Here is a 19,573-nt window from a genome sequence, read left to right on the forward strand (position 1 = left end):
TGGTTGTGGAGAGGATGAAATATTGGGTCCGCCTCAGATAGGAATTGGCGGGACGATTACCATCGGTTCCCTGCTGATTCAGACCAATTATGATACGACTTTGATGGTTCGGAATCTGGGTGAAGATCGCCTGACCATCCAGAGCTTTTCTGTCAACGATGCCGAATTGATACAGATTAATCTTGAGACGCCCAAAAGCATCGAAGCAGGCGACAGCTTGGCCGTGAGCATCCGTATCCGTGCCAATAACAGCGGACGTTTCACTGATACCGTTACAATCAATACAAATGACGATGCCAACCCGACGGTTGAAGTTCCGGTTGTGATCACCACATTATCTTACGAAAAAGTTCAATCCGGATGGACGAAATTCTCGGCCGCTGATTTTGCAGGTGCGATCACCGATTTCAATGACGCGGTCGGATTGGATGCGAACTACGGTGAAGCCTATACCGGCCAGGGCTGGACCAGGCTGAAACAGGATCAATTGGCTCCGGCGATTACCTCATTTACGAATGCATTGGCTCATGGCGGCGGCAACGATGCGCATGCCGGTAAAGCTTTTGCAGAACTCAATTCACAAAATCATGCCAATGCCGTTACGGATGTGGATGCGGTGGTTACCATTACAGGCACTACGGCCAGTAGCTATACGTTTAGTCACGACAATACCATTACACAGACTGACTTATTATGGGTGAAAGCACGGGCTCATTTCTTACTGGGACAGTATGCTCAGGCCCAGACGGTGGTCAATGTACTCGCTCCGTCGAATACGCTGAATCCGGGCAGCCCGACATACCAGCAGGACTTGGCTGCGCTGATTGAAAGCCTTCGCGGTACTGTGTAACACAAACAACTACAAAGGAAAAATATCATGAAAAAGTTTTATGCATATATGTGGTTGCTGGCGTTGCTCATGACGGGTGTTCAGGGCTTCGCTCAGCAAATTGCCGTCGCACCGGACAGCTTATGGATTGTCGTCGGTGCTGGGGATTCCGTGAAAAGAACAATTACTATTCAAAACGTCGATTTAAGTAATGTATTAAACTGGAGAATAGTCACGAATTCGGAATCGTCGCCTAGTTTTTCGGCTTATCGAGAGAGTGCCATTTCGCCGAGGGCCGGTTTTTCTTTTTTCACATCAAACTTCAGCGTCACGTCATCCAAAGTTCTGGTTCTAATATCGAGTTCGACAGGTGGCTCAGTAAATCGAGCATTAAATGAATTACAGGTTCCGTTTGATTCAATAAATATTCCACTGGATTCGATTGACGCAAGAAATCTCATCACAGGGATTGATTATTCGAATTATCATACCATTTTTGTCTCTTTGAACGGGGCTTACGTGGATGAAAGAAGTATAGAAGCACTTGCCAATGCTGCCTTATCAGGAAAAACACTGTTTATAATGGGAGGCACCGACTACTCCCGTTATTATGACGGAGTTAACAACTTTTTATTGTCTCATAATAATATACACGGATGGAACATTTCAAATACGCCGCACTTCAGTATTGCCGATCCTTCCAATCGCCTTGCGTACAATCTTCCGGGCACATATAACTTTGAAAATCCTCAAACAGCTTTTTACTCATTACGAATTACTGACCCACTGGCATCAACGGTTGCGGTAAACGGTGATGGTTATCCGGCATTAGTCGAGAAACGCATTGGCAGTGGCAGGTTGATATATTTTTTAAGTCCCGGTGACAATTACTATTGGGGCTCTTCAAATGATTTTGACGTTTTAAAAATAATAATTAGGAACTCGTTACAACCGTTTTGGCTAACGGTTAATCCTCACGAAGGTAGTGTGGCTGCCAATTCAAGCGTGCAGGTGGGCGTAACGATTGACGGATCGTTTCTATATCCCGGGGATTATGAGGCTTCCATTAAAATTTACAGCAACGACATGAATCCTGCTGATACAATAATTACCTTGCCGGTTAAAGTGACGGTGCTTCCACCACAGATGTCTGTTACTCCTGATACGTCTTTTGATATTGAGTGTGCGTTGGGTGATACAACTGATTTGGCTCTTTCAATTAATAATATAGGAGGGCAAGGAAGGTTATTCTGGTACGGATCGATTATGGAATCCTCAGGTCTTCCGGTTCAATTGCTTCCATCATCAGGAAATATAGCTCAGAATGGAATGGGTGAATTTTTGATTAAGTTACTGCCGGCTTACATCCCAGGCTCCTACGATGTCAAAGTTAAAATCGTAAGTAATGATCCTGCCAATCCGACTGATTTGGTTTCAATTCACGCTACGGTATTGCCGCCTGAAATCAATGTCAGCACCGAAGCGATTGTTAAAAGAGTAGAAAAAAACGGAAATGCCAGCGCTACTCTGTCGATCAATAATAACGGATCGGGCAAATTATTTTGGAATCTTTCATTACAAAATAATGTTCCACATCAGCAAACAATTCAGATTCATCGTAACGTGCATAAAGGTTTTAATAGTAACCGTCAAACACAGAAAGGGTCGTTTGATAAATTATTGCCATCGTCTCAAACGTTTTCGACTCAAACGTATGATTTGATACCGGGCTCATTCGATGAACTGGCATCCGCTGAAGATATTTTGACATGTTTTACAGCCGACCCTCAGACCGGATTAATTTATACACAAGAAGATCATGGATATAGATTCTATCAATACGATCCTACGACCAATAGCTGGATAGCATTAGCCAACGCTCCAATTTTTAGCGGTGAGAATGGCAGTGCGGTTGTACTTAATGGCAAAGTTTATACAAGTTATGTGTGGCAAAATGTTATAGGTATATATGACATCGCTTCAAATACTTGGACGTATATGGACTCTCCGGTTTCATCGGGTTTACTTGAAGCCTTCGGTGGAAAAATTTATCAAGCCGATCAATACCTCTTTGTGAATTATGATCCGGTTACTACACTGTGGGATACATTGCCTCACCCGGGAGAAATTAATTTAAATTTTTATTACGAAAATAATTGGGGTGGGTTACGCTATTACAACGGTTACATGTATGACCTTGCCGGTGATGGTGACACGACATTTGCAAAATTTAATCTCATGACGGAAGAATGGACGATGTTGCCAGCTCCGCCGCGCGGTGTGGTGCTTGGCACAGCCGTCGACCCGGGTAATCATATGCTGTATGCGGCCGGAAACTACGGTGATGACGGCGATTCCAGTCTCTTTGCGTTCAATTTCCTTACCGAGCAATGGGGCGTCGTCAGCGGCATGCCATTTTCATTCGTCAGTGACATGGGTATGGCGTACGTATCAAACGGAGAGTATCGCGGACTATACCTTATCGAGGGTGAAAATGGTGCAGGTTTCGTACGTTATAATACGGCGTCGGGCATAGACTGGCTTAGCGCGAATGCATATTCGGGAACTATCAATGGCAACAGTTCGGCTAATGTAATGCTGAATTTTATGCCCGATACGTTAGCTTTGGGAGACTATACAGCTAACCTTTATTTATCCAGTAACGACAACGGGAATCCGTTATTCGCCGTTCCGGTAACTATGCAGGTTATTGCCGATGGCACCGGTCCGGTGACCGGCATCAGTTTTTTCCAAGACAAATATCTTTCGCAATACATCGATGTGATCGCGACGGCTGATGAACCATTGAGCGGTCAACCGCTTATTAAAGTTACGAAGCCTAACGCTTCCCAGGAGACACTGACGACGATTACGGTCGATGCAGCCAAACAGGTGTATTACGGTCACTTTAAATTGGATGCGTCCGGCAATTATTCCTTTACCGTGACGTCGAAAGATACGGCCAGTAATTTAAAAGACAGTGTTCGTACTTTGGCAGCCGCGCTGGCGAAACCTGGCGACAATATAACTCTCAACAGTGTGGATGGTGTCACGATGATGAAGATTGCCGACAATACGATGAAATCGGATGCTTATCTGACCGTTACCGCCGAAGGTATTGAAACCTACTCTTCAGAAGGGGTTTATTCCTTAACAGAAGCATATTCGTTCGGGCCGTTCGGAATGGATTTAAATGAATCAGTTGCTATCACGTTTGATTATAGTAAACTGGATGGAGTGGATGAAAATCATTTGACGATTTATCGTCGTACGAAAGATGGTCTTGAAATGATGAAGACGACGGTGAACAAAACCACCAAAACCGCTTCCACGACGACGATGAAGATGGGCAAATACCAGCTATTCTATAACGCGAATGTTGCGTCAGAAATCGAAGGAGCGTTACCGAAGGAGTTTGCATTGTTCCAGAATTATCCAAATCCCTTCAATCCAACGACAACAATTCGATATGCGTTACCGAAGGAAACGAGAGCAATAGTAACGGTGTACAACGTATTAGGACAAAAAGTGAAGACATTGGTCAATGAAGTTCAGGAAAGTGGTGTAAAGAGTGTGTTATGGGATGGTAAGAACGATGCCGGTCAATCTGTGAGTTCGGGTATTTACTTCTACAAAATTCAAACCAAAGAATTTACGGCCACCCGTAAGATGCTTTTTGTGAAATAAGTTGAACATGAATCGCTAAAATTTAATCAAAGACATGAATATGACTCCTTATTAATATTCTCTCTATCAGCAACAACAATACCTGCGATATAGGGTCATCGCAGGTATTTTTTTGTGCAGTGTAATGTGAATAAATTTTAAACTGAACGATTCAACAACTTATCGCAGGCTGGTATGAAAAAAATACTGATTTTCATGGCACTTTTGCTTAACGCATGCGGAATAAATGACAAAATTAAAACGCAGGATAATATAGCGCCAAAATACGGCGGGAAGTTTATATATGCAGAAAGTGGATTTGTTGTTGGATTAGATCCAATCCTAATAAAGGAAACAGGATCTATACCGGTCGTATCCAATATTTATGATGGATTGGTCAACCAAAGCGCCGGTAAAACCGGGATCGATCCTGGTATTGCCCGTTCATGGCAAATTTCAAAAGATGGTCTCCTCTACACCTTTCACTTAAGAACTAATGTACAGTTCCATGATGGCACTCAATGTAATGCCGCAGCCGTCGTATTCAATTTCGAACGCCAGCGGAATAAGCGACACCCCAATTACAATCCGAATAATATATCATGGAAATCTCTAAAGATGGACAAGATTATTTCCGATATTCGTGCTATCAATGACTCAACAGTTGAATTTAAGTTAAACAAACCCGATGCAACTTTTCTAAGCCTTTTATCGCATACAATGTGTTTCATAGCAAGTCCTAAGGCAATAACTCAATATGGAAATGAATTTTACAAACATCCCGTAGGGAGTGGACCTTTCCAATTTGTTAGCTGGGATTCAGTGAACGGAATATCAATTATGACGTCATTCGATCGTTATTGGAATGGGCGACCCTATATCGATACATTGGTCGTACAATCGATTTTAGACTCAAAAAAAAGTTGGGAAGCATTGAAAGCCGGACAAGTTGATATGATGGAATCGCCTACGGAAGACGATCTTGAAGAGAGTGTAAAAACTCCGGGCATGAAACATTTAAAACAACTTGGCGTCAACGTGATGTATATGGCATTTAATTGCGAGAAGAAACCTTTTACAGATCAACGGGTGCGCGAAGCGATAATATATGCTATTGATCGGGAGAAATTTGCCAATAAAATCTTTGGAAATTTCGGACGACTTGCAAAAAACCCGATTCCACCGATGCTCATCGGTTATAATGATAATATTCGTCTAACACCTTTTGATCCTGCTAAATCGAAAGAATTATTGGCATCTGCAGGATTTCCTAACGGTTTCAAAACGCAATTATGGACAATGCCAAATTCGATAATGCAAAAAGCGAGTATATTACTTCAAAATGATTTAAGAAACGTTGGCATAGAAATAGACATTATCAATCCGGGATGGGAAGACTACTTGAATCAAACGTATAGTGGAAAGCATACCATAGCGTTCGGCGCCTGGATTGCGGATATTCCTGATCCGGATAATTTCTTTACACCTCTGTTGGATTATACCGGAACGCAGCCTTCAGAAAACATGGCCTATTATTCAAGCAAAGAGATGCATCAGTTGATTGAAAAGGGAAGAACTACAACGGATCCACTTATTCGGAGCGATGTGTATAAAAAAGCGTGCAAAATTTTTAATCGTGATCTTCCTTGGTTTACAATGGCACATACATTTACAATCGTGGTGATGAAAGAAAAAGTTATGGATTTTCATGTTCATTCAACATCGATCCGGCGATTCGATAAATTATGGTTAAATATATAATTTTGAGAACCATGAAAAAATTATTACTATGTTCAATAGAAGAATCATAAATTGATTTTCAATTACATGTCAATAAAACGACATGGATTGTGAGAGGAAGAATCATGAGAAATATCAACAAAATTTTTATGTCAATCATGTTGGTTGGCCTTTTTCAAAACATGTCAGCTCAACAGACTAAAACAACAATCGCTCTTACTCATGTTAATATTATTCCCATGGATAAGGAAGAGATTCTGAAAGATCAAACAATTGTGGTTGAATCGGACCGAATTATAGAAATCGGTTCTTCTGCGAAAGTTAAAATACCAAAAGATGCTCGAACAATTGATTGCAAACAAAAGTATCTTATTCCTGGGCTGGTTGATCTGCATGTGCATCTTACGAATACAACGGAAATGGCTGTCCATCTGTCTCAAGGCGTAACAACTATTTTTAATTTGGACGGAAGGCCTCAACATCTTTTTTGGCGTGATCAAATCAATAAGAAAAAAATGTTAGGTCCTTCGATTTTTACTTGTGGCCCTATGTTCTATTCTCCGCGTTCAGCTGAGGATGCTATTAAAGAAGTTGAACGCCAGTTTCAAGCCGGTTATGATGGAGTTAAAATCTATAATTATATTTCAAAAGAAGAATATCCCGGCATTATTCAGGCAGCTAAAAATCACGGAATGATCATAGTTGGACACGTAGCCAGAAAAGTAGGACTTGAAGAAACACTGGAAAGCGGTCAATCCATAGCACATGCCGAAGAGTACATGTATACGCTATACGGTGATGTTGATAACCCGGGGAAGAACATTGAACGTTTTGATGAGAGCAAACTGGACTCTGCCGTCGAATTAACTCTCAGAAATAAATGTTATGTGATAGCAACACTCGTGACGTACAATGAGATTGTAGAACAAGTATCCGATATTAATCGGTATTTGCAAAGAGAGGACTATAAGTATTTAGTTCCATTTTGGGTAAAGTTGCGTTCTCCTGAAAATAACAGGTATTTAAAAAGTTTTGGGAGTTCGGATGTGCCGGGCTTAATGAAAAACTTAGACTTTCAAAAAAAACTGATTAAACGGCTTCATGAGGCAGGTGTTCAAGTTCTAGCCGGAACCGATGCTGTTTCCGTAGGGCCTGTTCCGGGTTTTGCACTCATTAAAGAATTAAAAAATTTTGTTTCGATCGGCTTTACGCCTTATGAAGCTTTACGGACAGCTACTATTGATGCGGCCTCTTTTCTTAAATCCGATGATTTTGGCGTGCTGGCAAAAGGAAAGAAGGCCGATTTCGTTTTGATCGATGGAAATCCGCTGGCCGACATCTCGGCTCTGGACCATATTCAAGGCGTCATGGCGCACGGCGCTTGGCTCGACAAAGATGCGCTTTCTTCAATGCTTGAATCCCTGCCTGCAAAGTATGAGAAAGAAATTGAACATATTGCTAAAAATATGGGAATCAATGAACAACAAGCAGTAACCTACCTTGATCAAAACGATCCCAATGGTATTCTTTCAGCCGATGTGCTCGATAAGATGGCTTCAACCGTTGATTTTGATTCGTTAGGATTAATTTTAAAAAGGGTGCGACAGACACAGCCTGATGCAATTATTGTTGGTGAAGAAACATTGAATAATTTCGGATATTCACTTGTTACTAAGGGGTTGATGGATTTAGCGGTCAAAGTTTTTGAATTGAATGTTTCTATTTATCCACAATCTTCCAATGCATACGATAGTTTGGGAGAAGCCTATTATCATCAAGGGAAAATAGACATGGCGGCTAAAAGTTATCAAAAAGCTTTAATGATCGATCCCTCATATCCGAACGCCGAATATGCAAGGAAGATTGTAAACGAAAACCAAAATAAGAAATAACGATTTCGATGAAACTTCGACCAATAATTTTACTAAATTTTATTTTTATAATCGGATGCAGTCCGGTTTATTATGTGCCTAGTACACTCAATGTACCTTTACTGCAAAAGAAAAATGATGGAAATGTATCGTTTCAAATCGGCGATCATCGGGCGGAATTACAGGGCGCATACGCTATGCACAATAATTTTGGTTTAATGGTCAATGGTTTTTTTATAAAACCTTCCGAGGATAAAGATGGTGATGGCGGGAAAGGCAGCTTTATTGAAGCCGGGATAGGTTATTTTAGACAAGCACAACCTTTGGTGTTTGAGATATATGGACTCACCGGTTATGGTCAGTTAGAAAATCATTTTCCATCCACTCTTCAAGACTATCCCTATACAACAGGTAAGATCAAGGCCAGATTAATTCGATACAGTGTTCAGCCATCGACAGGAGTGCGGACTAAATTTTTTGATATGGCAGTTGCGATTCGGTTGAGCCTTTTACATTATTATGATATTAATGGTAATTTGATTTTTGAAGATCAAAATCAAATTCAATACTTACGTGATCGGTCTAATCAATTCATCGTTGATCCCGCCATTATGATTCGAGCAGGTTATGAACGCGTTAAATTTCAACTTCAGCTTGGTAAAAGTTATAACATGACCAATCCTGATTTCAATCAACAAATGGGATATGTGACATACGGCCTTATTTTTTATTTAAATTAATCCTTGAGGAATTATGAAGTTAGAATCTTCAATTTGAATCAACTGATGCAGCAGCTTCGGAGCAATTTCAAATTGATAAAACACACTTTCTAAAGCTTTTCAGTCCAATTAATTTCTTTCCAAAATCATTTCCGCATTGTATATTCTTCCTGAGATTCCATCCTTTCTTTCCTGATTTGTGTCTTTCTGTAAAGCCCATCTGCATGCCAATCCCGGCGTGCTTAACATAGGAGGAGTGATATGGTAAAAATGATTATTGCCGTAGTGGCTGTGTTTATTGCATGGTCGGCACTGGATTTTGTCATCCATGGCGTCATTTTGCAAAGTGCATATGCCAGCATGCCCCAACTTTGGCGCCCGATGGAAGAAATGAAAATGGGATTGATGTATTTCGTAACATTTTTGAATGCCGTTATTTTTACCATGATTTATTCAAAATTTATTACTCAAAAAACCTTGGCCAATGCATTGTCGTTCTCGATTATGTACGGCTTGGCAGCCGGTTTGTCGATGGGATACGGTACTTATTCCGTACAACCCATTCCTTATACGATGGCGTTAACATGGTTTTTGGGTACCCTCGTGGAGATGGCTGTTGCCGGCGCCATTGTCGGATTGGTCATTAAAGAATAGTTTATAATTTGTAATGATCTTCTTATAGAGCGAAGCAGTGACCAGACTACTTCGCTCTTTTTTTAAAATAATTCTGCTATGACCTCGCTGCTACCGAAAATAAAAAAAGAAATGCGTGTGCTGGCCGATCCGAAAAGGGCCGCGATTTCAAAATGGTATTTCAAAACCGGTCCGGGCGAATACGGTGAATCGGACATATTTATCGGGCTTTCGGCGCCTCAGATGCGTGCATTAGCAAAGAAATACCGTGAAACAAATTTTTCGGATATCGTGATATTGTTGGGTTCGCCGATTCATGAGGAACGAATGCTGGCGTTATTAATTTGGACATTGCAGTTTTCTAAAGCCGATTCTGTACAACAGAAAAAAATTTATACAGCTTATTTGAAATATACTCGTTATGTCAATAATTGGGATTTGGTTGATCTTTCAGCGCCATTAATTATCGGTGCATATTTATTGGATCGCGATAAGAAAATTTTGCTGCGACTGGCGAAATCAAAACTGTTATGGGAAAGGCGGATTGCAATTCTATCTACATTATATTTTGTTCGTAAGGGCGTGTTTCAACCGACAATGGACATTGCCGAGGAGTTGCTTTTGGACGAAGAAGACTTGATTCACAAGGCGGTTGGTTGGATGTTGCGTGAAATCGGTAAGCGTGACAGGACAGTGGAGGAAAAATTTTTGAAGCGCCATTACAAGACAATGCCGCGGACTATGTTGCGATACGCGATCGAAAAGTTTCCCGAAGTTAGACGCAAACAGTATCTGCAAGGAAAAATTTAGGAGCCTTTATGGAAACAACTTTCGCTTCGTTTCATGATTTTTATCCGTATTATCTTTCCGAGCATTCCAATTCTACCTGCAGGAAGTTCCATTTTTTTGGGACCACATTGGTATTACTGACGCTGGTTTATGTTATCATCACGCATCAGTGGATTCTGCTATGGCTGATGCCGATTTTCGGTTATGGATTCGCATGGGCTGGACATTTTTTCTTTGAGAAAAATCGTCCGGCAACTTTCAAATATCCTTTCTACAGTCTGGCCGGCGATTTTGTCATGTACAAAGACATATGGACAGGCAAAGTAAAATTTTAGACATCAAAGCAGGAGTTTTTATGCGGGATTACATTGTGTTTGCTATGATCGCGGGATTGGCGTGGGGTGTTGGCGGGTATTTCGAAAAAGCCGGATTACGAGCAATGGGAATCCCACCCATTGCAGGAATTACGCTGCGAACGGCTGTGGCGCTTGTGGTGCTTGGATTGCTGTCCATTCCGGCGTGGAAAATGATTCAAAATCCTTCGGACATTTCCGCTTGGATTATGATTATTATCGGCGGTGGTATAGTCGCGGGTAGCCTTGGGATGTGGAGTTTTTATAAATCGCTTTCGGTGTCGGAAAATTTAGGCGTTACATTAGCTATCGCTTTTTCAGTTTCGCCTCTTGCAGGAACGGTAATGGGATTAATTCGAGGTAATCAACCGATGGATTGGAAAACAGCGACAGGGTTGATCGCCATCATAGCCGGAATTGTTATTTTACAATTGTCACACAAGCCTGGCAAATAAAAAAAGGCCGAATTCTAAATCCGGCCTTTTTCATACATTATTTCAAAAATATCATTTTCTTCGAGAAGGATCCTTCCGGTGTACTCAAACGGTAGATATAAATGCCGCTCGCAACTTGTAATCCTTTTGAATTCCTGCCATCCCATACGGCATCATAACGGCCGATTTCTTTGACGCCGCTAGCCAACGTTTTAACCTCTTGTCCCATAATGTTGAAAATTTTCAAAGTAATTTTCGATTTGACTGACACTTCATATTTAATTGTTGTGTTCGGATTAAAAGGATTGGGGTAGTTTTGGCCTAAAGCATAAGCTTGTGGTAACGGCTGAACCATCGTACCTAGAATCGATAATTCCTGTAAATCACCATTATACGCTACGGCGGGTAGTGCTGATGAATTAATCGAAACTACCGGTAAATTTTGCTGTGTTGTGAATTTCAAGACCAAAAGTGTGTCGCCAACGGGTAAAGTCGTTCCGCTCGCCGTCGGATCATCCCAACCAATGTTGATTTTACCTTCACTGACAAGACTCATTCCGATGTAATTTCCAATTCTGTCATAAGAGGCTGAGAAACTTAATTCGGCTGGATCGTACTGGAATGTAAATTGATAGGCTGCAATGTTATTGAAGTTTTTTGTGCAAATGGCATATTCAATCGATCTGTCTTGTCCTTGGATAGAAGGGCGGATTTCAAAGTGCAAATCCGACGTGAGAACTTTGTTTTCTTTCGTCAGTGCTGTATCGGGTTTCCACGATTCGTTGATATCGCCGAATTTAATTGCAGTAAAATTCAGATCATTCCTATTACTCGGATTATTGATTGTCAAAAGAGTGTCGTAAGAGAAAGGCTGGGTTAGATCATCAAAAACAAAATTCGATGGGATAAATGTCCAAGCGTTCCCGGACGGATAAGTATTAATGTCACCCAAGATCATCGAACGAAGTAGTGTCACGTCAAGATTAGAGATTTGTCCAGACTGATTAATATCGGCGGCGATTATCCGGTACGGTGATTCCAATAGTTTGATACCAAGAACATGCCGCCGCATCAAAAGAACATCCAACGTCGTCAAGCCTTTACGGATATTGGATTCGCCATATCGGTTGACAAAAATTTGATAGTTTCCATAAGAATGTGCATTGGCCAGATATTGACCTGCTTGATTACTCATATCGTTACTGACGATACCGTTACTTGCAATAGTAACCATGGCGTTGGGAAGGGGAGTTCCCGATCCGTTTCGTATCAATCCACTCAATGTAACTGGCTGATATTCGACAAGATTGATGTAACCGAATTGTACAGCATAAGCCAATTCGTTTAAGTTATGATCGATGAATTCTATAGCCGTTGGATTTTGAATAATGCGAACATCAGTCGATTGATTAGTTGTTCCGATCACATGAAATTTGACGTTAAATATTATTGCATCGTCTGTCAAACTGCGCGGTAAGAGGTCCGGGCTCAGCCATGCAAAAGCCAACTGACCTGACTCAGTATTTGTAAATCCAAATGAGGATGAGTCCATTCCATCCAATCCGGACTGTTCAATTCCATCAAATGAAACTATGGCAGGATTCCAGTCCAATGTAAATTGGGCTGAAATGATATCCTCAAAATTGCGCGCTCGAATCGGCAATATTATATCGGCATCATGCCAGGTAGTGATAGTATCGGCCCAAACGCCCACTGTAGTAGGTTGGAGGGGCTCATTGCGTGGCCGAATATATGAGCCGACAGAGAAAGCAGGTGATAACGAATATTCAATGGAGTTGCCACTCACATCCTTCGCACGAATCATGACATCGAATCCAACGGAGTCTTGATTATTTAATGAAGTGAAATCGGCTTCGTAATGCATTCCATAGTAAGTATCTTCAAAAAGCGCTTTTAGTGGCAACGATTGCCAAGCTTGGCTTCCATAGTATCGGGTAAGGAATTCAACAGTTGTTGTGTCGACGCGATAGTAGGTGTGTTCTTTGATCAAATGATCAGCGAGTGAAAATTTTAACCGTAGCGGTTCCCCTTTAACCGGTTTTTGCATATGGACGTGATAATCATCTTTGTACAATCGCATGGAAGTAAGTTGGGGAGGATCGGCGTCGTAAAGCCTTAAATCGAATTCATGTTTTAGTTTGGCGCGACCTGCAATATTTTTTTCTGTGAAAAGCGTATCTTTGAATTCTACTGTATATCGATCAAGAGCAAGATTCATAGCGATATTACTGCCCTCTACGTTTTGGGCTAAGTAAGCTCCCGATGAATCATAAATAGTGAATTGAGATTTTATTTGCTCATAATGTTTGTATTCGTCAATGCCGCCGTATGTGTAAAATGACATATAGGTGTTATTTCCGTATGAGTTTGGACTACCGGGGTCACCATTGTGAGGAACCGTCCAAATGTACGTTGGATTTTTGCCAGGTTGAATTGTATCACCGGCCGGATAATACATCGCATTGGGCGCTGTAACATCATCTAAAGTTGTCAAAGTATCATTGCGGCTTTCCCAATCAGATGTGTTGTAGATAACGGTATTATCCTGATTCAACGTATAAGCTCGGTTTCCCCATTGATATTTAGGAGCATATTTGGAGGAAACCAATTTCACTGTCTTGGTTGCATCATACTCCCATCCTCCAAAAAAAAGCCAGGCATAGTAATGATTACTGTCATCCCGACGGGCTGCTAATGCGAACGGGCTAAATACCGTAAGGTCGGTATTCGAATAAGAAAAATTGATGTTGGATAAATAATTAGTGAACAAATCGGAAGATAAATTACTGACAGTAATATTAGAAGTTAATCCGTTGCTAATGGTTGGAAAATGAATTAAACGAAATACATTTGTATTTGCATCTCCATCCAAGACTGTGGGTGTGACTTTGATCCGATCGGAAAATTGTGTGATGGAACTTGGATTGTTTTGAGCTTCGACAACCCAATTGGTGAGAATAGAATTTTCAGGAAAGGTAATGATATAATCCAATATCGGAGTATCCATCGCAGAGCCATTCTCATTAACGCCATTGACTTGGATGGTATTGGTCAAGTCGTTTTTTGAAACATGAATGACAGCGCCAGGCGAAACCGATACATTTTCTTTAATGATGATTCCTCTTTGAAATATGAATGAGGCGACTAGATCATAGTTCCCAGGTTCAACGTCAATCTCATATTCTTCCCACTGCTTTACATCATTTGCTTCATACCATGTCACAAAATCATTTTGGTTGGTTAATGCAAAATCCCATGAAAATTCGTCGAAGACTAATGTTGCAACGGTTGATTTAAAAAATGCCCACGGTAGCTTGAGTGTGTCTGATGAACTGGCTACGATCATTTTTCCCTCATAACAGGAAGAAGCATTGGTTGGGTAGGGCAAAATCATGTTATTAACTTGCAGGCTTACAATGATTTCCCGCGTTTCGCCCGCATTTAAAGTGAATCCTGCTGGCGTAGCTGTTAACTGGATGCCGGTTTGAACGCCGCTGAATGTTGCATTAAAGGTTTGGCTCGATCCGGAAGAATTGCGGATAAGTATGGTATCGCTGACTGTCCAGAGATTGTCATTTGGATCGCGACCGAAACTCAAGTGAGCCGGTTCGGCGAAAACATCGGTCTCTACTGCTTTTAATGGTTGAACGCGTCCGGCGCCCTGAGCCATCACATCTTTGCCGATATCCAATGCCGTAGTCATCAATGCTGATTTCATTTGGCGCGGCGTCCACGTGGGGTGTAAGACTTTCAACAATGCGCATACACCAGCAATGTGAGGCGTGGCCATCGACGTACCGTTTAAAGATTGATATTGTCCTGATAAAACAGTTGAATTGATCGCTGCGCCTGGAGCAACGATTTCCGGTTTGATTGAAGCAATATCTTCATTGGGTCCTTTTGATGAGAACGAGGCAATGTCGTCGGATTTATCCGTTGCACCGACAGTAATCGCTTCGCGTGCGGTGCCTGGGCTCCCAATCGTACGATAATTATATGAATTTCCGGCTGCGATGCAGAAAATCACGCCGGCATTGACGGCGTTATCGACGGCAGTACTCATAGCATCATCAGGTCCTCCCGAACCGCCTAAACTCATATTGACAACATCCAGGTGATCGGAGAAGTCGCCATCATCATTGGGATCGACTGTGCGTTCAATAGCCGCTATAATATCATCCTCGGAACCGTTTCCGCCGGCGTTCAGAACTTTGTAGGCCATTAATTTTGCTTTGGGAGCGACACCTTTTAAAACGCCATTGGCCGCGACGATGCCGGCAACATGGGTTCCGTGCCGATTGTCGTCCATCGGGTTATTATCATTATTGACAAAATCATAGCCACCGATAACTTTGAACGTTGGCCCTATGCCGGCGCCTAAATCGGGATGCATGTAATCAATACCGGTATCAATAATTCCAACAATAACGCCTTCACCTTGTGAACCGTATTGATACCAGACAGAATCGGCCTTGATCAAGGATACGCTTTGTTCCAATACGGCTTCAACTTTTTTTATAAAATGAATTTTTTTGACATACGGCAAGCGACTCACCTGCTGAATCACCGAAAGAGGCGCATCCATGCTCACGCCAAAAAATGTTTTTTCAAACATCCGGCGCGTTCTGACGGTCTGAACAGTTTTTAATAATTTTTTATTGTGCTGTTGAAGTTGATTTTGTATTCGCGTGACGTCATCGACAAATTGACGGTGACGATTACTGAAAAACAACCTCGATAGTCGCGTCGTTGTTTTAAATTGCTGAACGATCAAGGGCTCTTCTTTAAATTCTATAATGACTTCCATGATTTCATCAATAGAAGGATGTTTTTTAATGCCTTCTTTTGTGTAGGCTCCCTGAACAGTTCGATCATGATTGTCTTTTGTTTGTATTAAATTGTAAAGGATTGCCTCAAGATTTCTGCCGGTTTTTTCCTGTGCATATAGATCCTGAAGGAAGGGCAAGGTGAGTAAAAGAAATAAAAAACAATTTCGTAACGCGTAATTCTTCATGAACACAAAGCTCCTTTTTATGTAGTCAGCAGATTATAATAACCTTATACAAAAAAGTTCTATGTGTCAACAGTCCAAGGGGGTAGATTTTGATTATTTTCTTTAATATACTGTTCGATATGACAGGTATAGCTTCAAAATCTGCTTGCCGTTTAAATTGTGTCATCGTACTTTGCACTGCTTCTCAAAAAAAATAATAGAAAGGGATTATTATGCACAATATCGAATTAACCGGGATCATGCTCTTTTGTTTAGTCTTTGCAACAGTAAGCGCTTTTGCCCAGGAAAAAGACCGTACCAAAATTGCCGATCAATATAAATGGGACCTCACTCATATTTATCCGTCGGATGATGCATGGAAAACGGCTAAAAAAAAACTCGTCCAGGATTTTAAAAAAATCAAAGCTTATGAAGGCACATTGAATCAATCGTCCCAGCAATTGCTCGGATGTTTGGATCTGGTTACCGAATTGAATAAGACGTTTACCCGCATCTACGTGTACGCCAGTATGAATTCGGATCAGGATACGCGGGAATCCAAATACCTCGGTATGGTTCAGGAAATGAGCCAGGTTGGATCAGAATTTGGAGCGATCACGTCGTTTGTTGAACCTGAAATTCTGAAAATGGATAAGAAGATCGTCGACGGATTTATTGCCAAAGAAAAGAAACTTGAAATTTATAGATTCTATCTGGATGACTTGCTTCGCCGCCAGGCGCATACCGGTACTGCCGGCGAAGAAAAAATTATTGCCGATGCCGGGCTGATGGCCGATGCGTCCTACAGCATCTTCAATATTTTTTCTAACGCTGAATTTCCTTATCCGGAAGTCACTTTAAGTGACGGTCAAAAATTAAAACTCGATCAGGCCAACTTTCAAATCGGACGGACGCTGCGTAATCGCGAAGATCGTAAAAAAGTATTTGCTACTTTTTTTGGTAAGATTAATGAATTTCGGCGTACGTACGGCACTCAATTATATGCCGGCGTCAAACGGAATATGTTTTTTGCAAAAGCCAGGAAATATGATTCCGCTATGGAATCCGCACTCGATGCCAATAACATTCCGGTCAGCGTCTATCAAAGCCTCGTCAAAGGCGTGAACGATAATTTGGCAACGTTTCACCGATATCTGAAATTGCGCCAGAGGATTCTTGGTTTAGATCAATTGCATTATTACGATCTGTATGCGCCGTTGCTCGATAATGTCGATCTGAAGTATTCCGTCGGCGAGGCCGAGCAGAATATTATCGCTTCGCTTGCACCGCTGGGCAATGACTATATCGGCGTGACAAAAAAAGCCTTTTCGGAACGTTGGATCGACATGTATCCAACGGAGGGTAAACGCTCAGGCGCGTATTCCAACGGCGGCGCGTACGACGTGCATCCGTACATGTTGATGAATTATAACGGCAAATACGACGATATGAGTACGCTGACACATGAACTTGGTCACACGATGCAAAGCTATTATTCCAATAAAACTCAGCCGTACGCGACGGCCAATTATCCCATCTTTGTTGCGGAAGTTGCTTCGACGTTCAATGAAGCGCTGCTCATCGATTACATGTTGAAGCAGATCAAAGACGATAAAGTGAAGTTGTCCCTGCTCGGTAGTTATTTGGAAAATATCAAAGGAACGGTTTTCCGCCAGACGCAATTTGCAGAATTTGAGATGAAAATTCACGAAGCTGCCGAAAAAGGCGAAGCGCTAACGGGCGATAAATTCAACGAGATCTACATGGAATTGACCAAGCGATATTATGGTCATGACAAAGGCGTGTGCATCGTTGATGATGAAATGAAGACGGAGTGGGCGTATATTCCTCATTTTTATTATAATTTCTACGTGTATCAATACGCCACGTCGTTTACCGCTTCGGCAGCTTTGTCTGAAAAAGTTTTAGCCGGCGATAAAGAAGCGACTAAAAAATATATGGAATTTCTCGCGGCAGGCGGTTCGGACTATCCCATCAATTTGCTCAAAAAAGCCGGCGTCGATATGACAACATCTCAACCATTAGAACTGACGATGAAGAAAATGAATCGAGTGATGGATGAGATGGAGAAGATATTAGATAAGATGAAAAAATAATAAATTCTTATTAAATCAGGTGAAAAGGCTATCCTTGAAACGGGATAGCCTTTTTTGTTTAAAAATCGTGTTTTTGCAATTCGTTATTGACAAACGGCAATTCATATCTTATATTAGGATAAAGGAGTCCGAATTATGATACTCTCCAAAAGTTGCGTATATGCGATCAGGGCTGCACTTTATGTCACCGCCAATGGTAAGAACGGTTATGTATCTATTCGTGAAATTGCGGAGAAGCTTGATATTCCTTTTCATTTTTTAACTAAGATTTTACAGACACTTACTGAAAATAATCTTATGACTTCGTTTAGGGGAGCCAAAGGTGGAGTAGCTTTGGCAAGAGCAGAAGATACCATTTCTTTGATCGAAATTGTAAAAGCGGTTGATGGCATGGATCTTTTTAAAGAGTGCGTTTTAGGCCTTCCCAATTGCGGTTTTGATAAACCATGCCCGCTCCACGATGAAATGGTAGGAGTCAGAGATCAAATTAAACGAACTTTTGAACAAACATCCCTGGGACACCTTGCTCGAAAAACAAAAGACAATAATTTCAGGATTTCATCATTAGCAATAACAGTATAAGTATCAAATAATCAATATATTATTAATTAAAGCTATTTTTTTGAATCAAATTAAGATAAAAGAGTCTTAAATACAATAAGGAGATAAATCAATGGATTTTCAGACGTCAACTTCGATCGGTGAAATTGTTAAGAATGATTTTCGGACTGCAGCTGTTTTTGAGCAATATGGTCTTGATTTTTGCTGCGGTGGCAAAAAGTCGCTCGGTCAAGGATGTGCGGAAAAAGGAATCGACCCGGAAAAAGTTCTGAACGATGTAGCACAATTGAAAAACACTGCAGGTCGGGTTGAAAATTTTGATGCATGGGAAATCGATTTTCTCGCTGACTACATCGTCAACCGGCATCATAGTTTCGTTCGCAATCAATTACAGGTATTGACCGCTCACCTTCGAAAATTAATCGAAGTTCACGGCTCACGTCATCCGGAACTAGGCTCCATCGGCTCTCACTTCGAGGCTGTTAAAGAAGAACTTATTCGGCATATGCACAACGAAGAGAACATACTCTTTCCATTCATCAAAAAATTGATTGACATCCGCGACGGTCGTATTTCTAAAGAATATCCGCCATTTGTCACCGTCGAAAATCCAATTCGCGTGATGGTAATCGAACATGAAGAAGCCGGCGATGCCTTGAAACAAATTCGCCGTCTGAGCAATAATTTTACTCCGCCGGAAGACGCGTGCACAACTTATCGCGTATGTTTTGCCGAATTGGAAGAATTTGAACGTGATTTGCATCAGCATGTTCACCTCGAAAACAATATTCTGTTTCCTAAAGCCATTGAACTCGAAAAACAAGTTAACTTATAAATCAATTGATTG

13 protein-coding genes are annotated in these 19,573 nt (G+C 41.3%); 12 read left to right on the plus strand and 1 reads right to left on the minus strand.

What is annotated here, in order from left to right; translation table 11 throughout:
- The 9 genes from K1X84_10160 to K1X84_10200 all read left to right on the plus strand — a co-directional run.
- On the plus strand, positions 1-850 hold an 850-nt coding region (locus K1X84_10160), incomplete at its 5' end, for a hypothetical protein (GenBank protein ID MBX7151993.1).
- A 27-nt stretch (positions 851-877) separates the two neighbouring features.
- On the plus strand, positions 878-4,516 hold the full coding sequence (locus tag K1X84_10165; protein MBX7151994.1) for a T9SS type A sorting domain-containing protein: 3,639 nt from the start codon (positions 878-880) through the stop codon (positions 4,514-4,516).
- Positions 4,517-4,690: 174 nt separating this feature from the next.
- Positions 4,691-6,256 carry an ABC transporter substrate-binding protein gene (locus K1X84_10170; protein ID MBX7151995.1) on the plus strand — a complete coding sequence of 522 codons (1,566 nt, stop codon included), beginning with the start codon at positions 4,691-4,693 and terminating at the stop codon, positions 6,254-6,256.
- A 104-nt stretch (positions 6,257-6,360) separates the two neighbouring features.
- The gene (locus K1X84_10175) at positions 6,361-8,127 is read left to right on the plus strand and encodes an amidohydrolase family protein (GenBank protein MBX7151996.1); all 1,767 of its coding nucleotides are present in this window, start codon (positions 6,361-6,363) and stop codon (positions 8,125-8,127) included.
- 8 nt (positions 8,128-8,135) lie between these two features.
- Positions 8,136-8,846 (plus strand): hypothetical protein, encoded by a 711-nt coding sequence (locus K1X84_10180; protein MBX7151997.1) that lies wholly within the window; start codon positions 8,136-8,138, stop codon positions 8,844-8,846.
- 240 nt (positions 8,847-9,086) lie between these two features.
- Complete coding sequence (locus tag K1X84_10185) at positions 9,087-9,479, plus strand: hypothetical protein (GenBank protein ID MBX7151998.1); 393 nt, start codon at positions 9,087-9,089, stop codon at positions 9,477-9,479.
- A gap of 78 nt (positions 9,480-9,557) precedes the next feature.
- The gene (locus tag K1X84_10190; protein ID MBX7151999.1) at positions 9,558-10,268 is read left to right on the plus strand and encodes a DNA alkylation repair protein; all 711 of its coding nucleotides are present in this window, start codon (positions 9,558-9,560) and stop codon (positions 10,266-10,268) included.
- 8 nt (positions 10,269-10,276) lie between these two features.
- Positions 10,277-10,582 (plus strand): DUF962 domain-containing protein, encoded by a 306-nt coding sequence (locus K1X84_10195; protein ID MBX7152000.1) that lies wholly within the window; start codon positions 10,277-10,279, stop codon positions 10,580-10,582.
- Between the two features lie 20 nt (positions 10,583-10,602).
- Complete coding sequence (locus K1X84_10200; protein ID MBX7152001.1) at positions 10,603-11,055, plus strand: DMT family transporter; 453 nt, start codon at positions 10,603-10,605, stop codon at positions 11,053-11,055.
- Between the two features lie 37 nt (positions 11,056-11,092).
- Here the strand turns inward: K1X84_10200 and K1X84_10205 are convergent, their stop codons facing one another.
- Positions 11,093-16,069: a S8 family serine peptidase gene (locus K1X84_10205; protein MBX7152002.1), complete on the minus strand. Its 4,977-nt coding sequence runs from the start codon at positions 16,067-16,069 to the stop codon at positions 11,093-11,095.
- Between the two features lie 212 nt (positions 16,070-16,281).
- On the opposite strand from K1X84_10205, the gene pepF reads away from it, so the two are divergent.
- The 3 genes from pepF to ric all read left to right on the plus strand — a co-directional run bounded on the left by pepF (position 16,282) and on the right by ric (position 19,561).
- Positions 16,282-18,165 (plus strand): oligoendopeptidase F, encoded by a 1,884-nt coding sequence (pepF, locus tag K1X84_10210; protein MBX7152003.1) that lies wholly within the window; start codon positions 16,282-16,284, stop codon positions 18,163-18,165.
- Between the two features lie 135 nt (positions 18,166-18,300).
- Entirely contained in the window at positions 18,301-18,747 is a 447-nt protein-coding gene (locus K1X84_10215; protein ID MBX7152004.1) for an Rrf2 family transcriptional regulator, read from the plus strand.
- A gap of 91 nt (positions 18,748-18,838) precedes the next feature.
- On the plus strand, positions 18,839-19,561 hold the full coding sequence (gene ric, locus K1X84_10220; protein MBX7152005.1) for an iron-sulfur cluster repair di-iron protein: 723 nt from the start codon (positions 18,839-18,841) through the stop codon (positions 19,559-19,561).
- The last annotated feature ends 12 nt before the right edge of the window (positions 19,562-19,573 follow it).

It is taken from the genome of bacterium, assembly GCA_019695335.1.
Taxonomy (GTDB): Bacteria; CLD3; CLD3; order SB21; family SB21; genus JABWBZ01.